The sequence below is a fragment of the Psychrobacillus sp. FSL H8-0510 genome (assembly GCF_038008345.1).
Classification (GTDB): Bacteria; Bacillota; Bacilli; order Bacillales_A; family Planococcaceae; genus Psychrobacillus; species Psychrobacillus psychrotolerans.
Genome location: NZ_JBBOYZ010000003.1, coordinates 205,043 through 228,462, shown reverse-complemented (window position 1 = coordinate 228,462; position 23,420 = coordinate 205,043). Strand labels below are relative to the sequence as shown.

Genomic DNA, 23,420 nt, shown 5'->3' with positions numbered 1-23,420 from the left:
GATCATTTTTATGTCCAAAACATTAAGTTGTTCTCAGATATGCATTGTGAAATGTTACATTTAAATTAAAGCTACAGTTTAGTTGAATAGGGATAACTATAATAAAATTGGACAAACTAAATCTAAATAAAACGTATATTCCACTAATTTGAATTAGTGGAGTATACGTTTTTTTGTACGTTTTGGATAGGGGTGCTTCTCATGTAAGCCTTTTTTGCATGAAAAACGGTCATATGAGAAGAGATAGTATAATCCTCGACTATTTGTGTAAGAATGTTAGAAATGATCATAGCAGCGAATTTATTAACGATTAGACGTTGTGGCTCACTTGCTGTCAATTCGGTACAAGATAGTTCACTTGGTTTAACAAAACTATCTTTATCTTCTAAAATATCGGGAAATACTTCTGCTACAGGTGGTTGTTTAAATAAATTTAATTTTACACCTGTAACAACTTGTCCACTCCAACCACTTTCATTAAAAGCAATTAATTCTTCTTCTGTCCAACTTGATTTAGTTCGTACTTGCCAATCTTTTGGTACTACAGTGGATTCATTACCCGCATCAATATAAATACATGTTTTCGAAGTTTCAAAGAATGTATTTAAAATTGACCTTGAAAAATTATTATCCACACATCCAATTAATATCGGCAAAAAGAGTATATCACTTCTGTAGTTGTGTACTTGAAGGTATTCTGAAGTAAATAACTTACGAATATCTTCTACACTTTCAATATAGTTATCTGTATACGTTGCAATGTCGATACCATACGCATATGAATATCTCTGCGCCAGGACTTCTGCCTTTTTTAAACCTACTTCCTCTGGAAGAAATAATTGATTACCTAAATTTTTGGTTTCAATAACGTCAGGGTCAACTACTGTGTAAGCTCCTCTTTTTTTCGATACTCCTAATAATTGACTGATATGTTGTGTTAAATATCCGCCTGTTCCACCTGTACCTATTTGAATAATGTAAGGAAAGATTTCTTTATTAGGTATAAATGAAGTCTGAGCTGCCTTTAAAATGTTAATAGAATCATTCATGGCTGCTCACCTCAATTTGATTCATATCGAAGGAAGGAAGTTCAGTAAATGGGCATTCAAATACTTGTTCAAAAGATTTAATACGATGGCCGACTGTTTCTGAAATAAATTGACGTAAAAATACGTCTGGAAAATACCGTTGCGTATTACCGACAATAGCATAATGCATACCTGGTACTCGTTCGGATTCGTTGTCTTGAGAACTCGGAGTAGGATACATACCGTGGTGCGAATGAATTTCTAATACTTTAATATTATCCATTACACGTTCAACTGTTTCCCTACCACTTTCTGTTACTTCTACCCAATACGTGTGTACCGTTTGCTTCGGAATATCTAAAAAGTATCTATTTACTTCTTTGTTGTAATAAATATCAGCGTGTACTTCCAATGATTTATCTCCAAAATGTTTTGCTAACGCTAGGAATTGACGCAAAATCTCAAATGGAATTTTAGGAAAGGGGAAAGAGTTGTCATTAGACAACTCCATACAATTTCCTTTTTTCTTTGCCTTCATTGTAGGAATGATAAGGTTTTTATCTTTCAAAAAGATAATTTCTGTATGACTCTTTACAAGTTCAGGGAAGTCATTTTCCATACGAGCACGTAATAATTCAGCAGTTAGCGGTCTTCGTTCGTTTTCTCCATCTTTATCTAAATTGACTACTAACAAACCTTCTGCCAATTCTTCCGTTGAAAAATACGAAGTGATTTCTAAAGATTCTCCATAATATCGAATCACGGTAGATTCATTAGGTTTAAACTCATCTTCTTTTTTCACTTCAGGGGCTTTTGTAGTTTTTTTAGTAGCAATTCCCTCAATTTTTTCGGAAGCACTGGCTTCATTACGCTTAGCTTGTACTTCAGCAAGTTTTGCTTGACGTGCTTCTTCCGATTTAGCAGCCTTTTCCTCTTCCTCTTTACGTTTTTTCTCTGTTACCTCATCTACTATATTAAACATTGCAAAGAAATCTGTTTGTTGTGTCATGTTATATTCTCCTCTCATGCCTCCCAAAAGGTGAGGGCTTACAGGTTTATACTTTTTACTGTATAAATGCTATTTCTTACACATAACCTTTATCTTTAAGAGATAAATAGTCATTTTCTCCAATTATTAAATGGTCCAGTAATTCTACACCTATAATTCTCCCGGCTTCTTCCAACCTTCTAGTTACTTCTATATCTTCACTGGAAGGATTGGGATTATATCAATAGTAAAGTGGGAGAAATATTATGAAAGCAATCTCTTGGCTTTGACTACATGTCTTCAGAGTTAGCATAACTAAATTATAAAATTACCTTTTTTATGAAAGAATTAGTCAAAAAAGATAAGAAAAACTGTTTAACTTTATGGGGGCACTTCAAATGAGTGGTCGCCTTTTTATTTCGTTTACCCCTGTAAATTTAGTTTTCGGTGGGGATCATGTCGTTTTGCCTTTATTAGAACAGGAACTTGTACCAACTGGATGGATAAACGAAGTCTGGTCGTTCGCTGTAAAGATACTTCGCACTAGGAATTGTTGATTAACTAATTAATTTAGGTATTAACGATAGAAAACTACATTTCTGTATTTTTAACTTAAAATGATTTGTAAATCAAAAGAACTGGAGGTATAATTCGATTATACATATTCAAACATTTGAATATGTATAATCGAATTTGTCAAAGGAGGAAAATTGATTGTGGACAGATATACAACAATTTAAAGCTGATTTTTTTAAAGCCTTGGCACATCCACTAAGAATACGGATTCTTGAATTACTGTCAGAAGGAGAAAAGAGCGTTACAGAAATTCAAAGCACTCTTAATAGTGAAGGTTCCGCAGTTTCCCAACAACTAAGTGTATTACGCTCTAAAAATATTGTAGTTGGTATCAAAAATGGTAAACGAGTTGTTTATTCACTTCGCGACCCATCCATTATAAAACTTTTAATAGTTACACGAGAAATCTTCAATAATCATTTAATTGATACCCTTTCTATGTTAGAAGAATTAGATGAAGAAGATACACTTTCTAAATCATAGAATCGGAGTAATCAATGGAAATTTAAATAGATATAACTCCCTAAACAATCAATAATATACAATCAATTTACTATTTTAATCATTCATAGAAAAAGAAGGGGTATAATGAAAAGCTTTTTTACAGGAAGATTTGATGACTATTCAATACGGCATTTCCAAAAAGATCTTCTTTCAGGCGTTATTGTAGGGGTAATTGCTATACCATTAGCTATGGCATTTGCTATTGCATCAGGTGTGAAACCAGAATACGGGATTTACACAGCATGTATTGCTGGTATCTTAATTTCTTTATTTGGTGGATCGAAATATCAAATTGGAGGACCTACTGGTGCTTTCGTACCTATTCTTTTTGGGATTGTCATAGCTTATGGATATACAGATTTATTACTTGCTGGTTTTTTAGCCGGTATTATCTTGTGTTTAATGGCGATTTTTAAAATAGGTTCTTTGATTAAATTCATCCCTCGTCCTGTCACAATTGGTTTTACTTCAGGGATTGCCATTATTATTTTCACAGGGCAAATTGAAAATTTCTTTGGACTGACAGGGCTTGAAAAACATGAGAAGTTCATTGACAACATGAAGGAAATTATCTTTCATATTGATACAATGAATTTTTATAGTATAGGAATTGCCATATTGTGTCTTTTCGTCATTTTACTCACACCGAAATTATTGCCGAAAGTTCCTGGATCACTAATTGGTTTAATCGTAACAACAATAATAGCAACAGTATTCTTTTCAGGCAATATTTCAACTATAGGCTCCACCTTTGGAGAAATTCCAAGCCAACTCCCTCATTTTCGCTTTCCCGATATAACATGGGAAAGAATACAGCGTTTAATAGTACCTGCATTTGTAATTGCTATATTGGGAGGAATTGAATCTCTCTTATCCGCTGTAGTAGCAGATGGGATGACGAATAGTAAACACAATAGTAATCGTGAATTAATGGGCCAAGGAATTGCAAATATCATTACTCCTTTATTTGGAGGAATTCCAGCTACAGGTGCAATTGCACGAACAGCGACAAATATTAAATCTGGTGCTACTTCTCCTATGTCAGGGATTATTCATGGGATTTTTGTTTTATTAACCCTCTTAATATTAGCACCCTATGCTTCACTTATTCCGTTAGCTAGTATGGCGCCTGTTTTAATGATAGTGGCTTGGAATATGAGTGAAAGAAAACAGTTTCTTCATGTGTTGAAAATGAAAAGTGGCGATTCTCTTATTTTATTGGTTACATTTCTTTTAACTGTCTTCACCAGTATTACGATAGCAGTTATGGTTGGTCTCATCTTAGCTGTCGTTTTATTCGCAAAACGCATGAGTAATATGTTGGTTGTTTCCAAAGTGTTACCAGACCACACTCATAAGAATGAAATTGTTCAATCCCATGTAGTTAACGAAGCTCATAACTGCCCACAAATTAGCATTTATACAATTGAAGGGCCACTTTTTTTTGGTGCTGCACAAGTGTTTGAACAACGCATAATGGATACAATTCATTATGAACCTACTGTCTTGATTTTACGTATGGGGAAAGTACCGTTCATCGATTCGACAGGTGAAGCGAATTTGAAGAATATTGTCAATTATTATAAAAAACAAGGTGGAATTCTTGTGCTTTCAGGTATAGTTGATGATTTGAAAAAGTCATTGAAAAAGTCTGGTCTTTATGATGAAATTGGTGAAAAGTATATATTTAGTCGTACAGGCGAAGCCATTGACTATTCCATCTCAGAAATTAACCATAATAAATGTTTAGGATGTAAGCATTTCGCTTTTCATGAATGCAATCAACTTTCACATACAGGAAATCTCGATAAAAAGGAGTCTAAATTACTAGAAATATAAAAAATAAAAGATAACTAAAAAGGATGGATATAAAATGGGACTAAACAACGCACTCAAATTACATTTTAATATAACACCTAGTCAACTAATAAAAATCGCTATCAAGCGTAAAGAGGTTCAACTTTCTTCTGGTGGCGCGATAGTAGCGAAAACAGGTAAATATACAGGCCGTTCACCTAAAGATAAATTTATTGTTAAAGAACTTGCCTCTGAACTTGCAATTGATTGGAAAACAAATCAACAAATGACGTCAGCAAATTTTGATCTTCTTTTAAAGGATGTTTCTAATTATCTAGAAGAAAAAGAACTATTTGTATTTGATGGGTTCGCTGGAGCCGATCAAGCATATCGTCTACCTATTCGAATCATTAACGAGTATGCTTGGCATAATTTATTTGCTCATCAATTATTTATTCGTCCAACAAAAGAAGAGTTAGCTGTACACAAAGAAGATTTCACTGTAATCTGCGTTCCTAATTTTGAAGCTACACCTTCCATTCATGGAACAAATTCCGAAACTTTTATTGTGATTAATTTCGATAAAAAAATCGTATTGATTGGAGGAACACAGTACGCAGGAGAGATTAAAAAATCGATTTTTACTATAATGAATTATCTTTTACCAATTAATGATGTTCTTTCTATGCATTGTTCTGCAAATAAAGGATTAAATGAAGATGTTGCTTTATTTTTTGGTTTATCAGGTACGGGAAAGACCACTCTCTCAGCAGATGCTAATCGTATGTTAATTGGTGATGATGAACATGGTTGGTCAGACAAAGGTGTATTTAATATTGAAGGTGGTTGTTACGCAAAATGCATCAACTTATCAGAGGAAAAAGAACCAGAAATATTTCGCGCGATTACTTATGGATCTGTTTTAGAAAATGTCATAATCGATCCTCATACACATTTGGCAGATTATAATGATTGTAGTTTAACAGAAAACACACGAGCAGCTTATCCGATCCATAACATTCCGCATGCTCTTAATCCGAGTACGGCAGGACATCCAAATGTTATTTTCTTTTTAACAGCAGATGCGTTCGGTGTTTTACCACCCATTTCTAAATTATCAAAAGAACATGCCATGTATTATTTTCTTTCAGGTTATACCAGTAAATTAGCTGGAACTGAAAGGGGCATAACAGAACCAGAAGCAACATTTTCAACCTGTTTTGGTGCACCATTCTTGCCATTATCACCTAGAGTTTATGCTGAAATGCTTCGAGAGAAAATTCGGAAACATGACGTGGATGTTTATTTAATTAATACAGGTTGGTCAGGAGGCCCTTATGGAATAGGCGAACGTATTTCCCTTTCCCATACTCGAGCGATGGTTACAGCAGCTATTGAAGGTCAATTAGCACATACAGAATTTGAAATGGAACGGAGTTTTGGTCTTAACATACCTAAAAGTTGTCCTAATGTACCATCTGAAATTCTTAACCCCCGCAATACATGGAAAGATAAAGAGGCTTATGATATCCAAGCAACAAAATTAACAAATCTATTTCGGGAAAATTTCGAGAAGTTTTTATAAAAATCATAAAATAAAGGGTAAGTGGAGAAAAACGAGTCGTTTTTCTCCACTTACTTTTGTATATTTTGATTTTTCCCCAAGGGAATGTTATCTATCCAGTAACATTAGCTGTAGTCTAACCATAGAAGATCTTCGGGAATGCCTTGCTCCATATTTAACAGAGTGCTTTTCTTGTTTTAATTTGCAATGTACTATTTTATCTTATTCAACAAGACCTCTAAAACAACTTGCCATGTAATTTTTGAACTTGATCCCTTAATTGTTTGTTTTCTTCTTCTAGTGCCTTTATTCGGATTTTTAATGTCTTAATTAAACTATCTTCTGAACGAAGGTTTTTACTCTGTTTACGGGGAACTAATTCACTTATTTGCATCCCTCTTAATGTCTCTATTCTAGTTCTAATGTCTTTTTGTTTGTACAGCCATGACTTTGAAACACTTGCTTTTTGTGCAACGGAATTAAAATTAATCTTCTCTTTTTTCAGTGCCATCTCTGAAATTGTCTTTTCAACCCTAATTCTTGTCTTCTCCGACTTTTCTTTGGATAGTTGAATTATGGCAGTTGTGTTACTCTTTCTAGTCATCTTAATTCGTCTCCTTTAACGAATGAATAATTTGCTCTAATCTATTTTTAACACGTTCGTTAGTTTCAACCTGACGCTGCCATTGGTTCTGTTTAGCCCTATTTAATATTTCTTTAGTTCGGTCTAAGTGCTCTTCATGTTCATTTAGAAATTGTTTACTTGTACAGAAGTTCGTACAATCTAAACAAGCATTTGCGTGAGGACACGGTCCCGCAATTACTGGTAAACGACAATAGCCATTAGGAAGTGCTTGTGCATTGATATTTTTTTTAAACCATTGAAGATCTGTATTGTCAGCTTCAGTATTTTCTTCGGTTAAATCCAGAATGCTACCGCTATTCGTCACCAAAGTTTCCTTAAACTTTATGAACTCTTTCTTTAGAGTTTCATCAAAAATATGGGCATATCTTGCAGTCATTTCTGGTGATTCATGCCCTAAGAATTTTTGAACAATATGCTGTGGCACTCCGTTGTTTATCATTCTAGTGCCAACTGTATGCCGAAAGGCATGAGCATGAAATCGGAAAATCTCTCCTTTATTATCCTTTATCTTTTCTTCATAAGCTAATTTATTTAATTTAACTCTAAAGGTATCTTGCTTCAATGGAGAACCATCTTTCCGTGGAAATACATATACACATCCATCGTCAAGTTCATAAGCCACTCTTTGCTCTTGAACCAATATCAATGCAGCAATTTCTTTAGAAATAGGAATGGTATGTTCTTTCTTCATTTTCCACTGATAATACTTTAAAAAGCAATCCCCTTCTTTATCTGTTATGACACTCCCTTTTTTCAATGTACAAAGTTCACCGATACGCATTCCGCATTCTTGAAGTACCATAACCATTGCAGCCATATAAGGTTCCAATTTATCCAATTTAACATTTAATTGTTCAAGGACATGTTCATCTATATAACGTGGTTGTGCCTTCGGCACTTTAGGATAATCTTCTCGAAAGATAAGGATTTGGGAAGGCGAATCCTTCCAATCAAACCTTTGAAGTGTAGAGAAAAAAACTTCTAAAGTAGATATTCGTCCAGTCGCAGTACTAGGTTTTAAACCTTTTAAATTAATTTCATTTAAATATTGCTCAACTTCATTCCTAGTTAATTGATGAATCCTTCGTATGCCTTCACAATTTGTATTTATAAAATTAAAAAACTCTCTTAATTTTGACGCCATATCAACTACATGGGAAAAGCTACGTGTATTTAACATTAACTTACAATATCGCTTGACGATTTCTTTAAAATAATCATTTTCAAAACCCTTGAAATTGATTGTATATTCGTAGGACGTTGGATTTATCTTATCTTCCGGCAATGAAAGTTTTCTTAGATCCCAAACATCTTTATCCCATTCTTCACCATCAAAATAGAAATCCTCATAGAACTCCATAAACTGTTTTAAATTAGTAACGTAGTAGGAGTTCGCTTGCACAGAAATTTTATTTTGATTTATATCAAGCTTGTAATTTTTAGTCGTAGATTTTATTCCTTGTTCTACTAAGTAAGTTCGGTATTCCGTCAAAGCTTTTACTATAGGTACTTCAGTTATAGAGGTAATATCGGGATATTTTAAATTTAAAAACCCCAACATTCGACTTATCACTGTTCCTTTTCTAATCCAAACAGTTTTTGCACTCCAAGTTCCATTATTTAAGAGAACATAATAAAAGTATTTTAATTCTGTTTTTAACCAGATGTTTTCTACTTTATCAAAATTTACCCAACGATTTCTTAACGAAGGATTCTTACTTAACTCTATCGCACTAGGATGTGGGCAAATTCTTATATCCCATCTATCTGCTGCCCAAAACCCTTGTAAGACACTAGTCATATCCGCTATTTTTTTATTAATCTCTGTGTTAGTGACGAGCTTTCGATTTGTTGCAACGCTTGGAAATTTCATTTTTTATGTTTCTCTCCCTTGGAGATACGCTTTATATTCATTTTTCATATCTTGATCAGAAAGATGAACGTATGTATCAAGTGTTGTTTGTACATGTGCATGACCTAACCTTTTTTGTACGTAAGCAGCATCCCATCCACTTCTAATGAGTTCTGTGGCATGCGTATGACGCAACATATGGGCAGTGAAGGTAATCCCTGTCCGTTTCACCAATCGCCTTATAAGATCTAATACACTTTGATATTTTAGAGGTTTCCCAAAATAAGATTCTTTGAGATTTATAAATATATAATCATGCTCCAAATCTTCCCCATATTCATGAACTAAATAATCGGTGTATAAAGCCATTAATTCCTTGCTAACATCGATTGTTCGTTCTTTTCTAAGCTTAATATAAGCCCCATTTTCGTTGTGATCTCTTGGCATGATATTAATCTGATTATCCCAAGTAGAAATATCTTCGATACGAAGGGATAATACCTCTCCTACCCGAAGTCCTCCTTCATACATAAGCATAATAAGTAACTTATCCCTTTTTGTATGACACGCATCGATTATTGCTTTAACTTGTTCGTGTTCTAATACTTGTACAAGTTTCTTTTTGACCCTAAGCTTTAAAATATTTTTTTGATAAGATTTACCTTTAGAAATATGGTGAAGAAACCCCTTGAAATTTCTTCCCCTCGCTTCTTTAGTCATATCTATAGCTTTAAAATCTCCTGTACGATTTAAATACTCTAAGAAACTAGTTACAGCATTAAGTATGGCATTAACAGATGTTTCTTCTCTTTTAGCCTTCTTTGGTTGTAAATCTATTACCTTTACCTCCCCCGTTGGATTTCTTAACCATCCCACAAAGTTTGACATTTCCTCGAATTTCAAATCTTCTAATCTAATTCCTCTTTGGCTCATAAATTCATAAAACAGCTTGAGATGATAACAATATGTTTTAATCGTATTTGGCGCTTTCCCCGTATTATCCAAGTACTTTATATATCTCTTAACCGGTTCTACCACTTCAAAATTTTTGTCTAATAGTATGTATAATGGATATGATTTTTCCTCAACAACTACTTTTTGAACTTTCATTTCTCCACCACCTTTAAATACCTTAACTCCTATAAATAATACCTATATTTATTCATTAGTTAAAGTATTGAATTAAAAAAATCCTAAACTTTAAGTACTTAGAGTACTCTAGTTTAGGATACTATGTTTATTGTCAAACCGCTAGGATGATTATGAAAAACCATAATCGATGCAGCATTACTTAGGATAGCCATTTTAAATACTTCTCTCGGATGTACTATAGAAGCATTCAGACTTCCGATATGACAAATTTGAATGTTGATTGGTCGATTTTTAACATCAAGTGCCATAACCAGAAACATTTCACGGTCAGCATCTTCTAAAATCTTCCGAACAACAGCATAAGCATCTTTAGGTGAACCAATAGACTGTGTATCATAAAGAACGCTAGATTCTTTCACCATTTTCAAAGACACCAAGTTCAATATTTGTTTTGTATGAAGAACTGCCGAAGTTTCAGCTACTACATCAGCAAAAAGATTAAGTTGTCCCATAGTATTCTTCTCCTCTCATGCCTCCCAAAAGGTGAGGGCTAACAGATTGATATTCATTGTTAAATGTCACTGGTTAAACATATAGATCACGAAAGCTTTGATTTCTTATTGGTATAAGCCACTCATCATCAAAGGGTTTATCTTGAATACGGTCAATTAACTTCCGGAAATTTGCGATTCCGTGTGTTGTACGTACCCCATGATCTTCGTTGAAAGGGCTAGCTATAAACCATTGAAAAGCTCTCTCTAGTTCGGTTAGACGAGTAATTTCTAATCGTTGATTTCGCCCCCAGCATACAATTCCATTTGATTTACCCACATTAGGATAAGGAAAGTGGAAAAGGAGAGTTTCGTCATCGATTGGCTTTTTATCATTTAACACGGCGAATAAACGTGTCTCAATCATCTTTTTCTGGTCATTTTGACTAGAAATTAAGTACTGAATGACCATCCGTGGAAAACCGATAGAAAAAAATTCATCATCGTCACCATATTTTATATCCCACTGTTTTTGCGGAATCTCCATCGTGATTCTCTGTCTTGTGTGCCAGGGATCCGAACTATATCGAATAGTTCCTACAGGGAAAGTAGGGGAGACGTTTGTCTCTTCTTCTACCAACTTTTCAGCATTATGAAGTCCATCTGGTTCAACTTTCAGAGAATTAATAAAGTCTTCCATAGTTAGATGAAATGGTCCTTTTTGTACCCCGTTGTCATAAAGCTGTGTGGCTTTAATTGGATAAGCGGGGTTAATAGGACAATCGGAAAGCTCAAATTGCCACTTCATATTGTTCACACTCCATATCGTTTTCTATAATTTTCTCTAATCTCTTCTGCTCTTTAATACTCGCTAAATGTTGGTATACAGAAGTCCAATCACAAACACCATAATCCTCATCTGCGATAAGAATAATTCCATCATCAATGGGATGGATGATTGTATAGGCACCGTAAAGAAATTCGTCATTTCCTAATATTTCTTCCTCTAAACAATTTCTTAGAAGAGGATCAAGAATTACCCACAAGTAACAAGAATTTATATCTCTTTTTGTTTCTCCAACTAAATTAGTCCAGTAAGCAATATCCTCTTCCTCTTCTCCTGGTGCAAAAAATTGAACTGCCTCGAATGTTTCTAAAGTCAATTTATAAAAAATTTCGAGGTTAGTATCATCCATTTGATAAGGATCGGGATATATATAGGTACTTTTTAAAATCTCTTTTACATTAATACCTTGTTCAAAAGCTACTTTAATTAAGAGAAGATTATTTAAATAAGTTCTCATAGCATAAAATTCCTCAGTGGAAAACATAATCTGTATACCTCCTATAAAAAACGGAAAGAAGTCGGCAATCGATGTCTTGGTGCCTCTTCCAGTTCATTTAATTTGTATCCCAATGAATACATTTGTCCGAAAGAACTAAAAGGATGTAAATACACGATACCATCCTCATCTTCCATCGTGACAGATTCTTCAAGTGTATTAAGTAGTGATTGCACGTCATGCTGAGTAAACATTTCACAATTAATATCTTCGGCACCATACTTATTGATTAGTGCTTGATACAAATAGGATTCAGATTGATGGTCGGGAACTACTTCAGTTTTTCGTTTCTCTATTTTTTCTGTAAACAATTCAAAATTGAACATTTTAGTTCCTCCATTAGTAAGAGAAGAAATCATTCATACTTCTTTTACACATATTCATTGTGAACGTACTGGCAAAATTAGTTGTAATTCATCTACTGTTTCTTGTTCAGTTCCGGAAGTAACTACCAATGGTCGCATACTACCAGTAAAACCGATTTTGACAGAGTTGGTAGAGAACGTTTTAAGAGCGTCTACAAGGTAAGTAGCAGAAAGACTGATTGAAAATCCTTCTTCTCCATTCCATGATTCAAACACTAATTCTCGTTTTCCTTTTGAACCTGTGCCAATAGCAGATAACTCAACAAATAAACCAGATACCGTTAATTTCACTACACCATTAATTCCTAGTAGTGCTAACATTTCCAACGCTTCTATAAGTTCTAAACGATTTAGAACTAAATCACTTTCGTACTCGGTAGGTATTAGACGATTAGTGTCTGGATAATTACCCTCGAGCAAACGTGAAAGGAGTATCGTTGTACCGTTAGCAAAAGATACTTGGTTACTGCTAGGAAAGATAAGAACAGGATTTGATAAATCAAATGATTTAACTGCATGTTCTAACACATTAGCAGGTACAGTGATTTGTATTTCCTCCGTTGATGAACCATTCAGGACTTTAGCTAGACGATGGCTATCAGTACAAATAAACGAATTTGTTTCACCTAGGTTCATGTGAACACCTTGAAGAATCGGACGATCATCAGAAGTAGATGCTGCGTAACGAGTTTTCTTCACGATTTTTTCAAAATCTTCACCTTCAAAACGAATGGCTTTCGATGTATTTGTAATTTCAATTTTTGGGTATTCGTCAGCGGCCATAGTAGCAAATTCTAAAGAAGTTTTGTTTTGCGTAACAGTTACTGATGTTTCCGTTACAGAAAACGTAATATCTCCTTTTAATTTCTTACAAAGTTCAAACGTTTCTTTTGAAAAAACACTTTTCCCTTCATCTTCTACGATTATTCCGCTTCCATCTCCTACAGGTACGTGATGAATCATACTTTCTGTTCCGTCACTTACTGTAAAAAGAACCCCTTTGCTTTGTACCTCTACTAACACCCCTGCCAAGATGGGAATACTCGATTTAGCTGTCATAAGACGACCAATTTTCCCGATAACTTCTGTGATGATGGCTTTAGGTAATGTAAATTTCATGATTAAATTCCTCTCGCTCATGCCTCCCAAATAGGTGAGGGCTTACAGGGTATAAAGTAATAAAAAAACACGAAAAGAAACGGTGATTTCCGTTTCAAGTTCGTGTTTGGTCTCTCAGAGAATTAGCTTGCTTGACCTTGTGCCTGTGATTGATTGTTTGGCTGACGGTCTGCTCTTACTAATTCAAGTGTTTTCTCTACTTGTTCCTTCATCATATTAAAAGGTAACTCATAGATTTCTTGGAAAGGCTTCGCTAAGATGATCTGTGCATAATAAAGGATTCCTTCTTTATCCAATCCCATTTGTAAACATGATTTTACATAGACACAAACAGGATTTAAAGCTGAATAAAGTTTTCCTAAATCATCCGCAGATGCTTGTTCTAATGACGCTTTACAACCACTTGCCGTTTCTAATAAATGAGGAACCAAATTAAGTGGTATCTCTAAGTATTGAAGGGCACCGGTTACATGAGCTAACGCATTCTTTTGTCTCTCTTCTTTGCTTTCAGGCATAGGTGATTGATTACTACCTTGCTTGTTAGATTGTTGTGTTTGACTTGATTGGTTTGCAGGTGGGTTAGAGTTCTGAGAATTAGGTAATTTCGGTAATGCCCATTTTGGTAACTTAGGCGTGTTGAAATAACCAGTAATGTATTTCTCTTGTTTATTTATTGTGAACTTTCCTCCTACATAATGTTCTCCATTAGTATTTAAGGGAACCCAATACTGTTGTAAATCATACAGATAACGTCCAATTCCCCACTTAGCTCCTGCTCGCTTTAAAGCATTAGAATAACCACCCTTGATTTCTTCAATGTCAGGTATATCTGATGCATCTTCTCGAGATATCCATTCGTCTCCAACTTTCAGAGACAAAATACAACGGAATCCTGTGCTTTTGGCAGTACCGATAGTTTGATAAGCATCTTGCCAATAAGGACCAACTGCTTCATCTAAACGATTCATTACTGCTCGTGAAGTTATATAAGGCAATACTAACACCTTAGTGACTCCGTTTTTCTCTGTAGCACTTTGTACTCTCCACTCAATATCAGTAATATTAAGCGGGCTTTTTAGTACCTCCAATACATCATGTAAATTATTGATAGCGTTTGCCATCGTAAACACCCTTTCTCAAAGTTTTTTAACTGTTCCTTTAAAAGAGAACGCAAAAAAGCCTTTAAGCAGATTGGTAGTTTAATAGCATAAAAATAAAAATATGCTATAGTTCTCAATCGGCCCAAAGGCTTATTAATTGTTCGTCACCGCAGAATCACTCGAAAAGTGAGGGATTTGCATTAAGAAAATAAAAGAATAGTTATACACTTAGTTTAGCAAACTTTTCCTGGGTTGTAAATTGAATTTAAAATTTCCTCTATCAAGTTAATTGGGAGTTATGATATAGTAATTAAAAGACTAATTTCATAGACAATCAAAGCAAATACTGCTCATACCAACCTATAACAAGGGGGAGGTATGAGTTTTTTTATTGGAAAAAAGGAGTGATTGAATGTCTACACATCGAAAGAGATATGCATTTCTTTATCTTTCTGATCAGTTAAACACAGCACAAATAAAAGAAATTACCAACATATGTACTAACTTAAATATTGAGTATGAATTGATCGAGAATCCAAAGGATTATCGTACGTGGGCAAAAGTGGAAAACTCTATCAACCCCTCTTTGCTTATAACTGATATGGAATTATCCGAAGATGATTTTCATGCACTCGATGTAAAGCTAGAGGATGCAGTTATTATCTTGTTTGGTGAACATACCAAAGAAAAATATCACCAAAAACCTGAAATGAAAACAAGTGAAAAAAGTAATCTCGTAAAGAAATGTAACGATTATGAAGGATTCATAAAATATATAACTGTTTTAATATCAAAGAAATTTAAAATGAAAGTTTTAGGGACAGAAAATCTTTCTGCTGCTCCTACTACGACAAGTAATACGGGTAGTACCCAAAAGGAAGAATTACCAAGTCCTTCACCCGCTAAAGAAGAAAAAGCTGAAAAGATGGTACAAGAACAACCTACAGAGGAACTAGCTACTCATACAGAAGAAGAACAAGAACAACAACTGACAAATGAACTTACTTCCACTCCAATAAAAATAATAACAAATGAACAAAACATGGAGATGAATTTTCCAACTGCAGAAGAGGAAATGGACGATAATGAGATGTCCGATAATCTCAAACTTATCACAGAAGCAGTACAACAAAAACCATTCAAGCCTGCTCCTCATCCAACACTTGTAACACGACAAGTAAATACCAATAGTGTTGGTAAAGAAGTTCCTTCTTTCTCAAAAGAGGGGAAAGGGGATATAGATACGAAAGTAACTGAACCAATACTTCCTGAAGAAATACCATATCAAGGTCGAGCAAGAGATATACAAAAGAAAATGGCTAGTCAAAGGTGGGAAGGACATCATACCGTGGGGGTATGGTCACCACTTCACCGTATGGGTGTCACTTCATTTATCATAAACTTTGCCTTGTTTTTGGCTGAAAATAAAGTACAAACAGCGGTTTTAGAAGGATTAACAGAACAACATGCCTTGAAAAGTTGGCTGGAGAGATATACATCTGTTCCGAGTGATTGGATTAGTTATGCTCAGGCACTCCTTGTAGATTCAGATGAAGAATGGAAATGGACATATCAAAATATTATGTTTCTACCTTTAGACAAAGAAGATACACTTCGACATTGGGATGCTAACGCATTAGCTGCTTACATGACTACAACTAACAAAATTGAAATGACATTGGTAGATCTACCGACTGGAAAAATGACTTCCTATACAGAAGATTCCCTTCAGTATCTAAATGAATTATGGATTGTATTAGATGATTCAACACAAGAAATCTTAGCTTGGAAAGAATATATACAAGCAATAACAGAACGCGTGGATATTCCTATTTATGTTGTATTCAACAAAGCTTATCCGTTTTCACAAGTTTCTCGCTTATGTAAAGAATTACAATTACCGTTGCTCGTTCAATTACCTCCACTTCATGAGGAAACGATGATGAATTACTACGAGAATAAACCACTGTACTTGAAACAAGAGGTTCGTGCTAAATTAGAACCGAAATATATGGAGATTGGTAAACATCTATTTGGGAAGGAATTTCAGAAAAGCTCTAGGTTGACTGCTAAAGCAAAAAGAAATTGGTCGTTTAATTTTTTAAAAACGTTGAAGGGTTAATAAAAGGGTGCTATATTTACAGTAGTTCTTATTTATTTAACTTTTTTTGCAAACCATCTTCGGATAGGTTCTGCGGTGACGACTATTAGAGCGGTCTTTGGACTTAGAGTGATTTGTACAGTTTTTGTACAGGACTACTTTGGCCATTGCCGCTCTTTTTTATTATGTAGAAAGGAGAGGATGAAATGGAAATCAGAGAAATCAAAAAAGCACTTATGCAAGGGGAAATCCGTTTAACTAGCCATGTGCTATCACGAATGGAAAAAAGGGGATACACCAAAAGAGATTTAATTGCGTGTATTATGAGTGGCGAAAAGACACATACACAAATTTACAAAAATCGTTTATGTGCCATTATTGAAGGAGTAGATACTGATGGTTTACCAATGGTAGTTGTCATTGGAAATGATTTTTCCAAACAAACAAAGTATGCATTAGTAACGGCTATGCCTCCAATTAACAAAAAGAGATTTAAGCAAGTGATTTAATCTAGAGACTTAGAGAAAGGGTGTTCAGAATACATGAGTAATCTTAGGAGAAGTAAGATACCTGGTTGGTATGAATATACAAGAGAAGTATGTCCTATCTGCAATAAAACTGGAGGGTGTATGATCCATGAAAACGGAGAAAAGGTCGTATGTATTCGGAATCAAAGTAAAGTACAATTCTCTGTAAAATTTCCAAGTTGGATTCATAATCTTGTGGAACCAAAAAAGGTTACAAAAGCTAATTTTGTTCAAGGAAATAAGAAAGTGGGAGCAGCAAGCTTGAATAAAGCGTATGGAAGTTTGCTTGCTCAACTTACGTTGGAAGAAGCCGATTGTATGCACTTGATGAATGAAAAACGAAAAATGAGTCGTGAACAAATAGAAATCAGAGGGTATAAAACAACTTCGGAAAAACCATGGATAACGGTAAAGCAAATGGCTAAGCATATGCAACCGGAAGAACTAAAAGGTGTTCCTGGTTTTTATCAGAATGAATTCGGGTGGAGTTTTACTAGAGGAAATGGGTTCTTTATTCCTTATCGTAATGAGCGAAATCAAATTATTGGTTTTCAACTACGAGCAGATGTAGTACCTAATGAAGTGAAAGTTATTCCAGGTTCTTTCGATAACTTGCAAGCACGGGTTATTGAACAATCAAATCTGGTACAAATCATTATAGATGGCGAAATCATTGAAGAAGTTCGACTAGAAAAGAATGATAATGCTTATGGTGTTTATCAAGACGGAAAATATGGTCATGTATCCTTAGTCGATGGTCAAAAATATTTTTGGTTTAGTTCTGCAAACAAGCCGAACGGTACAGGAGCAGGAGATCCGTTGCCATATCATGTAGCTGTTCCGACTGAACAATTGAAGTATTGGCAATCAGGTAATTTACACAGCACAAAAGCAGTGTGGATTACAGAAGGTGGCTTAAAAGCGGATATTGCAGCAGAACATATAAAAAATGTGTATGATGCAGAAGAATTAATGGATGTAGGTTCTACCGTGATTGGAACACCTGGAATTAATACATGGCGCACTATTCTTCCTGCTTTAGAAGAAATGGGTGTCGAACGGGTGAATGTGGCAATTGATATGGATGTTATGTCTAATCCAGATGTAAGGTACCATTCGCTACAAATGATGGAGGAATTAAAAAGATTAGGATATTTGGTGAATATAGCAATATGGAATGAAGCTGACGGCAAAGGAATTGACGATATCTTCACAATCGGTAAATTTCCCCATTTGAAAAGGTGTTAGAAGTTATATTTTGTCTGTCCAGTTACATCATAGTTGGTAACTTTACAACATAGTTGGTAACCTTACAACATAGTTAGTAACTTTACAACATAGTTGGTAACTCAAGCAGATAGATACTACTATTTCAAAATAATATATTAAAGCATGAAAATGGTTAGAAATCTATATAACAAAATTATTGTTAAAGACAGCCTGTGGATGCTACAAAACCACAGGCTGTCTTTATTTTCCATTTCAGTGTTAGTATTAAATAAAGTTTGATATTTTAAATCAAGACGGGTTACTTTGTTTATTTGCTTTTTTTAGGGTTAAAAGGATATCTTTAATCAAACTTTATTTTAAAGTTACAACAGAAAAGTGTTATTCTTTCATGGTGTGATATTCATCGCCAATTTCAAACAAACCGAACACTTCAAGCGTGATTTTGGATGATGTTGCATGAAGGATGTAATTACGAGTAGAACGAATTCATAAGACCTTAAACTTCTGTTAGAGGTACTTGTGTTTTTGGGGGACCTGGTGAAAACCCGCTACAATTCTCTTTCACAAAGGACTCAAAAAAATCTAGTTCCTTTTTCTTTTAATAAAATATCTCAAATATAGTAGAACCAGATTAAAAATTGGGTAGTATACCTAATCAATATTGCATGTAAAGGATTTAAAAGTTAATGATATAATCGTACTTAAAGAGAAAAAAATAAATATCAGGAGTTATTGTATGAAGTTTGATTGGGGAGTTTAAACTTACTTCTTAATCCTCCATTGTATTCCAGCCATTTTTCTTTTTCTCGCTCTACTGCTCGGTTTTGCCATTCAAACCACACATATTCACACTCGCTACAATGACTTTCTACACCGTTATTATTACTTACATCTCTCCGAGTAAATATGCTCTTTTTACGACAACTGTAGCAATAGATTACTTTATCATCATCTTTTTTTAACATAGATAATTTTCCCTCCTATTTACAATATTTATTGTCCATTAATAGACTCCTTATTCTTTAACCGAAATATTTTTATTTGTTTATGTTAATTATTAATAGCGTCGAGGCCACATCCACAAAAAAAAGGACCAAATTGAGTCCTTTTTTTGCTTATAAGTAAATGGGGTCTATATTTAGATGTGCTAACTCCTGAAGTACTTCACTAGAAATAACAGGAACATTAATAAATAGGTTCTTTTTTGCTCTACTTAATGCGACATAGTAAACGCGGTGATCTTCTTTACTCATATCAGGTGTAAGCAAAAATTCAAGGCTCTTTTCACTATTGGTCTCTGGAATCACAACAAGAACATTGTCAAATTCATCGCCCTTTGACTTGTGGATAGTCTTAAACACACTTATATCATCAGAAATTTTGACTTCTATTGCTGCTCTCTTATAAAGTAATTGTTCATAGTAGCCTTTCACCTTTCCACTCGAAATTTTTCCTTTAACTCCATAATGACCAAAAATGTAATTGTTATAAAAATCTTTAATATTTCCATCGCAAAAATTATTATATGCTTCTAAGAGTCTTTTCAGATTGCTAAATGCTTTCTTATCTGAAAATCCATCAATCTTTCTGTAAGCTTTTTTCATAAATTTGATGGCATCTTGTAACTTTAATTGCTTCCCGTATTCAATTGCATGGATAATATAATAAATCATCCATCCTCTAGAACTATCTCCAAAAATCAAATCGATTCCCTCCGTGTTATTACCCTTGAAATCATATTTAATAGCATTAGTTTCATTATTTCGGTAAGCCAATGTATAGAAACTGTTAATCCCAAGAGTTTGAGAAACATACTTATGTGCTGTAAATGAACTTCCAATTAGTAATACTGGAATCTCGCCAACCTTTTTGTCTGGACTACATTGATTAAAGTCTCTCTGGGATCGTATATGATTTAGTATTTTGATGATTTGTTCAGTAGAGCGATGATTGTTTTCTAAATAATGAAGGGACATACCATCAAGTTTAAATTGATCAAACAAATTATCATCAGTACCTTGAAATGAGAATATGGCCTGACAAGGATCTCCAATAACCCCGATTACCGTTTCTTTCTCCGCAATTAATTTAATGATTTCAGCTTGTAGAGGACTTGTGTCTTGAAACTCATCTAGTAGAATATAAGGGAATTTTGCTCTAATAACTTCTCTTATTTCATTTTTTTGAAGTAGAAGCAAATATGAAAAGTATAGAACATCATCATGACTCAAAAGTCCATTTTCCCAGCATAATTCTTTATAAACTAAGTATGAATTTTTCTTGATATTATAGCGTCCAACCTTGGATTGGTATACTTTGAGAAAATTCAGTTCTATTGTAGTTCCATTTAACATCCACATTAAATTTCCCAAAGAATGAGCTAGATCCTTATTGAGACTCTCATCAAAATGTTGTTTACTTCTAGTTTTGTATTCTTGAAGTAAAGACCTTCCTAATTTAACTTCTTCGTGCCCGTCTAAATGTTCAACAGGAAAAGGACAATCATCTAACATCCACAAATACGGTTTTAAAACATGTTTGTAAAGAAAGCTATGTATAGTGCTTACCTCAACATCTTCAGCTGTATCTTTCAGACGACTTTTTAAGGTTTCTACACCGATATTAGTGTAAGTAATACAAGCAACTTTTTTAACTTTCGATAGCTTTTTTGATTGATTTAAAATCCAGTGAATATGACGAGTTAGAAACGTGGTTTTTCCTGCACCTGGACCTGCATAAAGCTTGAAGTGATTGTCAATTGGTATATTTCCATTACTATCGTTTAGCTTTACTGCTTTTGACAAATCCATGTTATCGCCTCTTTAATGTAGTCTGGGGGACTAATTTTTTCTTTATTACTTGTAGCAACAACATAAGCTAATTCCTGTGCTACTTGGCCCTTTTTTATAGAATTTAAATATCGTCCGGCTATTATTTTAGCTTTTATTTTTTCCGCTTTTTTAGGTTCATTAAATATTTCACCACTAACATATTCTCTAACTTCCTTTCCATAATTATTTTCGCTTAATATATCTGTAATATCTTGAATCGACTTCCCATCCTTTAAAGCGCTCATTAATCGTTTTATTTCTTCTATATTAGAGACTGATTCTGTTAGTAGGCTTTCAGTAGTAATATTTTTCAATAATAGGTCATATTCAAATGTAGAACTTTCCTTTTCTTTTTGGCTAAATACTTTAATTAAATCTTGTTTATTATTTTTTCTTTTATCAATCAAAGTATTCGAATATGATTTATATTCATAGTTATTTGGAGCAACGTCAATAAACAATGGTGAACAAGCAACCCAAGAAGCACCCTTTTTTCTTTCTTTTCGGACGGGATCTAGGTCTGTAATACATGCAACCTTTTTCTTAATAGCATACTCGCTCTTTTCTTGATCAAACAATTTTAAAAAGTGATCAAAGTACCGACCACCAATATTAATGATTGAAGTATGAGTATCCACTAGATCAAAATCCAACTTTTTTGCAAACTCTGGAACTAACAACAACTCTGCTAAGCCCTCCACCAAAATTAAACTGTTTGCAAAGAACATATCTGCTTTTGTCACATCAATAAAACGTTTTACGTAATTTTTCGATTTTTGGTCTTCTGTACTTGCAGTAAATACTCTCCCTGGATAAGCGACATGAACATTTTCCTGCTCTTTTTGCAATACAATGATATCATCCAATTCAACAGCTGCAGTTATATTTGGTGAATGAGAGGTTATAAAAATTTGATTTACTTGAGAACTTTGGTTTTCTTTTAAGAACTTCAAAAACTTATATTGCATATTAGGATGTAAATGGGCTTCAGGCTCTTCAATAGCTAAAATTGAATAGACCTTTGCATTTGAGCCTAAGTAATCCCCTGACGCATCTTTCTGCATTTTTGCCAGCAGAAGAGAAATGTAAATCAAGTTATTATAGCCAAGACCATTATGTATAGCAGGAAGTTTAATACCCGTTTCACTTTCTATAATTAGTTTAAGAGCAGAATATAGTTCTGTATCTAATATCGTCCCATCAAAAGATGGCTTCATACCTCCAAATCCAGCTCCAGTATCTTCAACGTATTTAAGCATGTGAATGTTTCCTTCACTCATCCGAGCTTGCAATGAAGTAATCAAAAGTTGTGCATCAGTTGAAAAAGCTTTCTTCTTAGCTTTTATTTGTTTTATTTTTTCATCTTTGTTAAGTTTTTCATCAATCTTAATCTCGTAGTCCATAAAAAAGTCGATTACTTCTTTTAATAAGGTATTTCTTCCAGTGAAAAGATCACGTTCAACATCCCTAATGGCAGTTAAGAATTGAAAGTCAAATTTATTTATGTTTTCTGGATCAATTAGGTTTTTTTGTTCTGGATTTCCTACATAAATCTTTTGTGTGTATTTTCTCAAAAAAATGTTACGAATGACATTCCAGTATTCTTCAGTTTGATTTACATCTATGTCAGACATCGTTTTTACGTAAGAATCCACTTCCTTATCTGGTAGGTAGAACTCGTAAGTAATGCAAGCTTCATATGGACTCTCAATTTTAGTAAGCCAGGTTGATACAGTTACAAGGTCATCAGAGTATTCAGGTTCCTCTAGCGACTCAACTAATTTTGCTGAAATTATTATTTTTGGAGGAGCCTTTTTTAATTCTGTAGTTGTAATAGTTCTATTAAAATCATCAACAGATAAACGTTTGTTCTGTTGATTATCAAATAACAATTGCAATGCTTTAATAATTGTTGTCTTTCCAGCATTATTTTGACCTATTATCACATTAGTACCTTCGTGAAATTCAATTGTTGTTCTAGAATTAAATGTTCTAAAATTCTCGATACTTAATTCAGCGATATACATTTTCAATTCATCCTTTTCTTTAGACTTATAAGCTACATTAAAAATTTATAAAGAAGATAAACATAATAAAATAAGGATTTGTATTAATATTTTTATCCTTTCAACATAGAACTTTGCAAAAGGATTATTAAAGGTTTCCCACTCTTGGAGCAAACAAAGGATTTATCAAATGCTTTAAATAGGAATCCGTTATTTTGCCTTAAACTATATCTTTTAATTTAAAGTTCCTACTATTTTTA

The 23,420-nt window shown here is 33.9% G+C and carries 21 protein-coding genes and 1 pseudogene; 7 read left to right on the top strand and 15 right to left on the bottom strand.

Features of this window, described 5'->3' with window-relative positions; genetic code table 11:
* Window positions 1–143 precede the first annotated feature (143 nt).
* The 3 genes and pseudogenes from MHI40_RS23225 to MHI40_RS23215 form a co-directional block, all read right to left on the bottom strand.
* The gene (locus tag MHI40_RS23225) at window positions 144–1,049 is read right to left on the bottom strand and encodes a ThiF family adenylyltransferase (RefSeq protein ID WP_340766035.1); all 906 of its coding nucleotides are present in this window, start codon (window positions 1,047–1,049) and stop codon (window positions 144–146) included.
* Window positions 1,042–2,037, bottom strand: a complete 996-nt coding sequence (locus tag MHI40_RS23220) for a hypothetical protein (protein WP_340766033.1) — start codon at window positions 2,035–2,037, stop codon at window positions 1,042–1,044. Before MHI40_RS23220 ends, MHI40_RS23225 begins: the two co-directional genes overlap by 8 nt.
* Before the next feature lie 76 nt (window positions 2,038–2,113).
* A pseudogene (locus tag MHI40_RS23215) lies at window positions 2,114–2,254 on the bottom strand (JAB domain-containing protein); the annotation flags it as partial.
* Window positions 2,255–2,414: 160 nt separating this feature from the next.
* Here MHI40_RS23215 and MHI40_RS23210 point away from each other — a divergent pair.
* From MHI40_RS23210 to pckA, 4 genes are all read left to right on the top strand, one after another.
* Window positions 2,415–2,573: a hypothetical protein gene (locus MHI40_RS23210; protein WP_340764609.1), complete on the top strand. Its 159-nt coding sequence runs from the start codon at window positions 2,415–2,417 to the stop codon at window positions 2,571–2,573.
* A 157-nt stretch (window positions 2,574–2,730) separates the two neighbouring features.
* Entirely contained in the window at window positions 2,731–3,075 is a 345-nt protein-coding gene (locus MHI40_RS23205) for an ArsR/SmtB family transcription factor (RefSeq protein ID WP_340758911.1), read from the top strand.
* 105 nt (window positions 3,076–3,180) lie between these two features.
* Window positions 3,181–4,935, top strand: a complete 1,755-nt coding sequence (locus MHI40_RS23200) for a SulP family inorganic anion transporter (protein ID WP_340758912.1) — start codon at window positions 3,181–3,183, stop codon at window positions 4,933–4,935.
* 34 nt (window positions 4,936–4,969) lie between these two features.
* Window positions 4,970–6,478, top strand: coding sequence for a phosphoenolpyruvate carboxykinase (ATP) (pckA, locus tag MHI40_RS23195; protein WP_340758913.1), 1,509 nt, complete (start codon window positions 4,970–4,972; stop codon window positions 6,476–6,478).
* A gap of 217 nt (window positions 6,479–6,695) precedes the next feature.
* On the opposite strand, the gene MHI40_RS23190 is transcribed toward pckA, so the two are convergent.
* From MHI40_RS23190 to MHI40_RS23150, 9 genes are all read right to left on the bottom strand, one after another.
* A complete protein-coding gene (locus MHI40_RS23190; RefSeq protein ID WP_340758914.1) occupies window positions 6,696–7,061 on the bottom strand; it encodes a DUF6262 family protein in 366 nt (121 codons plus the stop codon).
* Window position 7,062: 1 nt separating this feature from the next.
* Window positions 7,063–8,976, bottom strand: coding sequence for a tyrosine-type recombinase/integrase (locus MHI40_RS23185; protein ID WP_340761468.1), 1,914 nt, complete (start codon window positions 8,974–8,976; stop codon window positions 7,063–7,065).
* A 3-nt stretch (window positions 8,977–8,979) separates the two neighbouring features.
* Window positions 8,980–10,065, bottom strand: a complete 1,086-nt coding sequence (locus MHI40_RS23180) for a tyrosine-type recombinase/integrase (protein WP_340758916.1) — start codon at window positions 10,063–10,065, stop codon at window positions 8,980–8,982.
* A 113-nt stretch (window positions 10,066–10,178) separates the two neighbouring features.
* On the bottom strand, window positions 10,179–10,559 hold the full coding sequence (locus MHI40_RS23175; RefSeq protein ID WP_340766031.1) for a JAB domain-containing protein: 381 nt from the start codon (window positions 10,557–10,559) through the stop codon (window positions 10,179–10,181).
* A 73-nt stretch (window positions 10,560–10,632) separates the two neighbouring features.
* Window positions 10,633–11,346, bottom strand: coding sequence for a hypothetical protein (locus MHI40_RS23170; RefSeq protein ID WP_340766029.1), 714 nt, complete (start codon window positions 11,344–11,346; stop codon window positions 10,633–10,635).
* Window positions 11,330–11,869: a hypothetical protein gene (locus tag MHI40_RS23165; protein ID WP_340766027.1), complete on the bottom strand. Its 540-nt coding sequence runs from the start codon at window positions 11,867–11,869 to the stop codon at window positions 11,330–11,332. The genes MHI40_RS23170 and MHI40_RS23165 overlap by 17 nt, the downstream gene beginning before the upstream one ends.
* Before the next feature lie 14 nt (window positions 11,870–11,883).
* The gene (locus MHI40_RS23160) at window positions 11,884–12,207 is read right to left on the bottom strand and encodes a hypothetical protein (protein ID WP_340766024.1); all 324 of its coding nucleotides are present in this window, start codon (window positions 12,205–12,207) and stop codon (window positions 11,884–11,886) included.
* 54 nt (window positions 12,208–12,261) lie between these two features.
* Window positions 12,262–13,365, bottom strand: coding sequence for a DNA polymerase III subunit beta (dnaN, locus tag MHI40_RS23155; protein ID WP_340766022.1), 1,104 nt, complete (start codon window positions 13,363–13,365; stop codon window positions 12,262–12,264).
* 122 nt (window positions 13,366–13,487) lie between these two features.
* A complete protein-coding gene (locus tag MHI40_RS23150) occupies window positions 13,488–14,486 on the bottom strand; it encodes a Rad52/Rad22 family DNA repair protein (RefSeq protein WP_340766020.1) in 999 nt (332 codons plus the stop codon).
* A 391-nt stretch (window positions 14,487–14,877) separates the two neighbouring features.
* Between MHI40_RS23150 and MHI40_RS23145 the strand changes: the two genes are divergently transcribed.
* The 3 genes from MHI40_RS23145 (at window position 14,878) to MHI40_RS23135 (ending at window position 18,341) form a co-directional block, all read left to right on the top strand.
* Window positions 14,878–16,587 (top strand): hypothetical protein, encoded by a 1,710-nt coding sequence (locus MHI40_RS23145; protein WP_340766019.1) that lies wholly within the window; start codon window positions 14,878–14,880, stop codon window positions 16,585–16,587.
* A gap of 185 nt (window positions 16,588–16,772) precedes the next feature.
* Window positions 16,773–17,075 carry a DUF4258 domain-containing protein gene (locus MHI40_RS23140; RefSeq protein ID WP_340766018.1) on the top strand — a complete coding sequence of 101 codons (303 nt, stop codon included), beginning with the start codon at window positions 16,773–16,775 and terminating at the stop codon, window positions 17,073–17,075.
* A gap of 33 nt (window positions 17,076–17,108) precedes the next feature.
* Window positions 17,109–18,341: a hypothetical protein gene (locus MHI40_RS23135; RefSeq protein ID WP_340766015.1), complete on the top strand. Its 1,233-nt coding sequence runs from the start codon at window positions 17,109–17,111 to the stop codon at window positions 18,339–18,341.
* 704 nt (window positions 18,342–19,045) lie between these two features.
* Here the strand turns inward: MHI40_RS23135 and MHI40_RS23130 are convergent.
* The 3 genes from MHI40_RS23130 to MHI40_RS23120 form a co-directional block, all read right to left on the bottom strand.
* Window positions 19,046–19,288: a hypothetical protein gene (locus MHI40_RS23130; protein WP_169360605.1), complete on the bottom strand. Its 243-nt coding sequence runs from the start codon at window positions 19,286–19,288 to the stop codon at window positions 19,046–19,048.
* Between the two features lie 150 nt (window positions 19,289–19,438).
* Entirely contained in the window at window positions 19,439–21,133 is a 1,695-nt protein-coding gene (locus tag MHI40_RS23125; protein ID WP_169360604.1) for an ATP-dependent helicase, read from the bottom strand.
* The gene (locus tag MHI40_RS23120) at window positions 21,112–23,181 is read right to left on the bottom strand and encodes an ATP-dependent nuclease (RefSeq protein ID WP_169360603.1); all 2,070 of its coding nucleotides are present in this window, start codon (window positions 23,179–23,181) and stop codon (window positions 21,112–21,114) included. The genes MHI40_RS23125 and MHI40_RS23120 overlap by 22 nt, the downstream gene beginning before the upstream one ends.
* Window positions 23,182–23,420 lie beyond the last annotated feature (239 nt).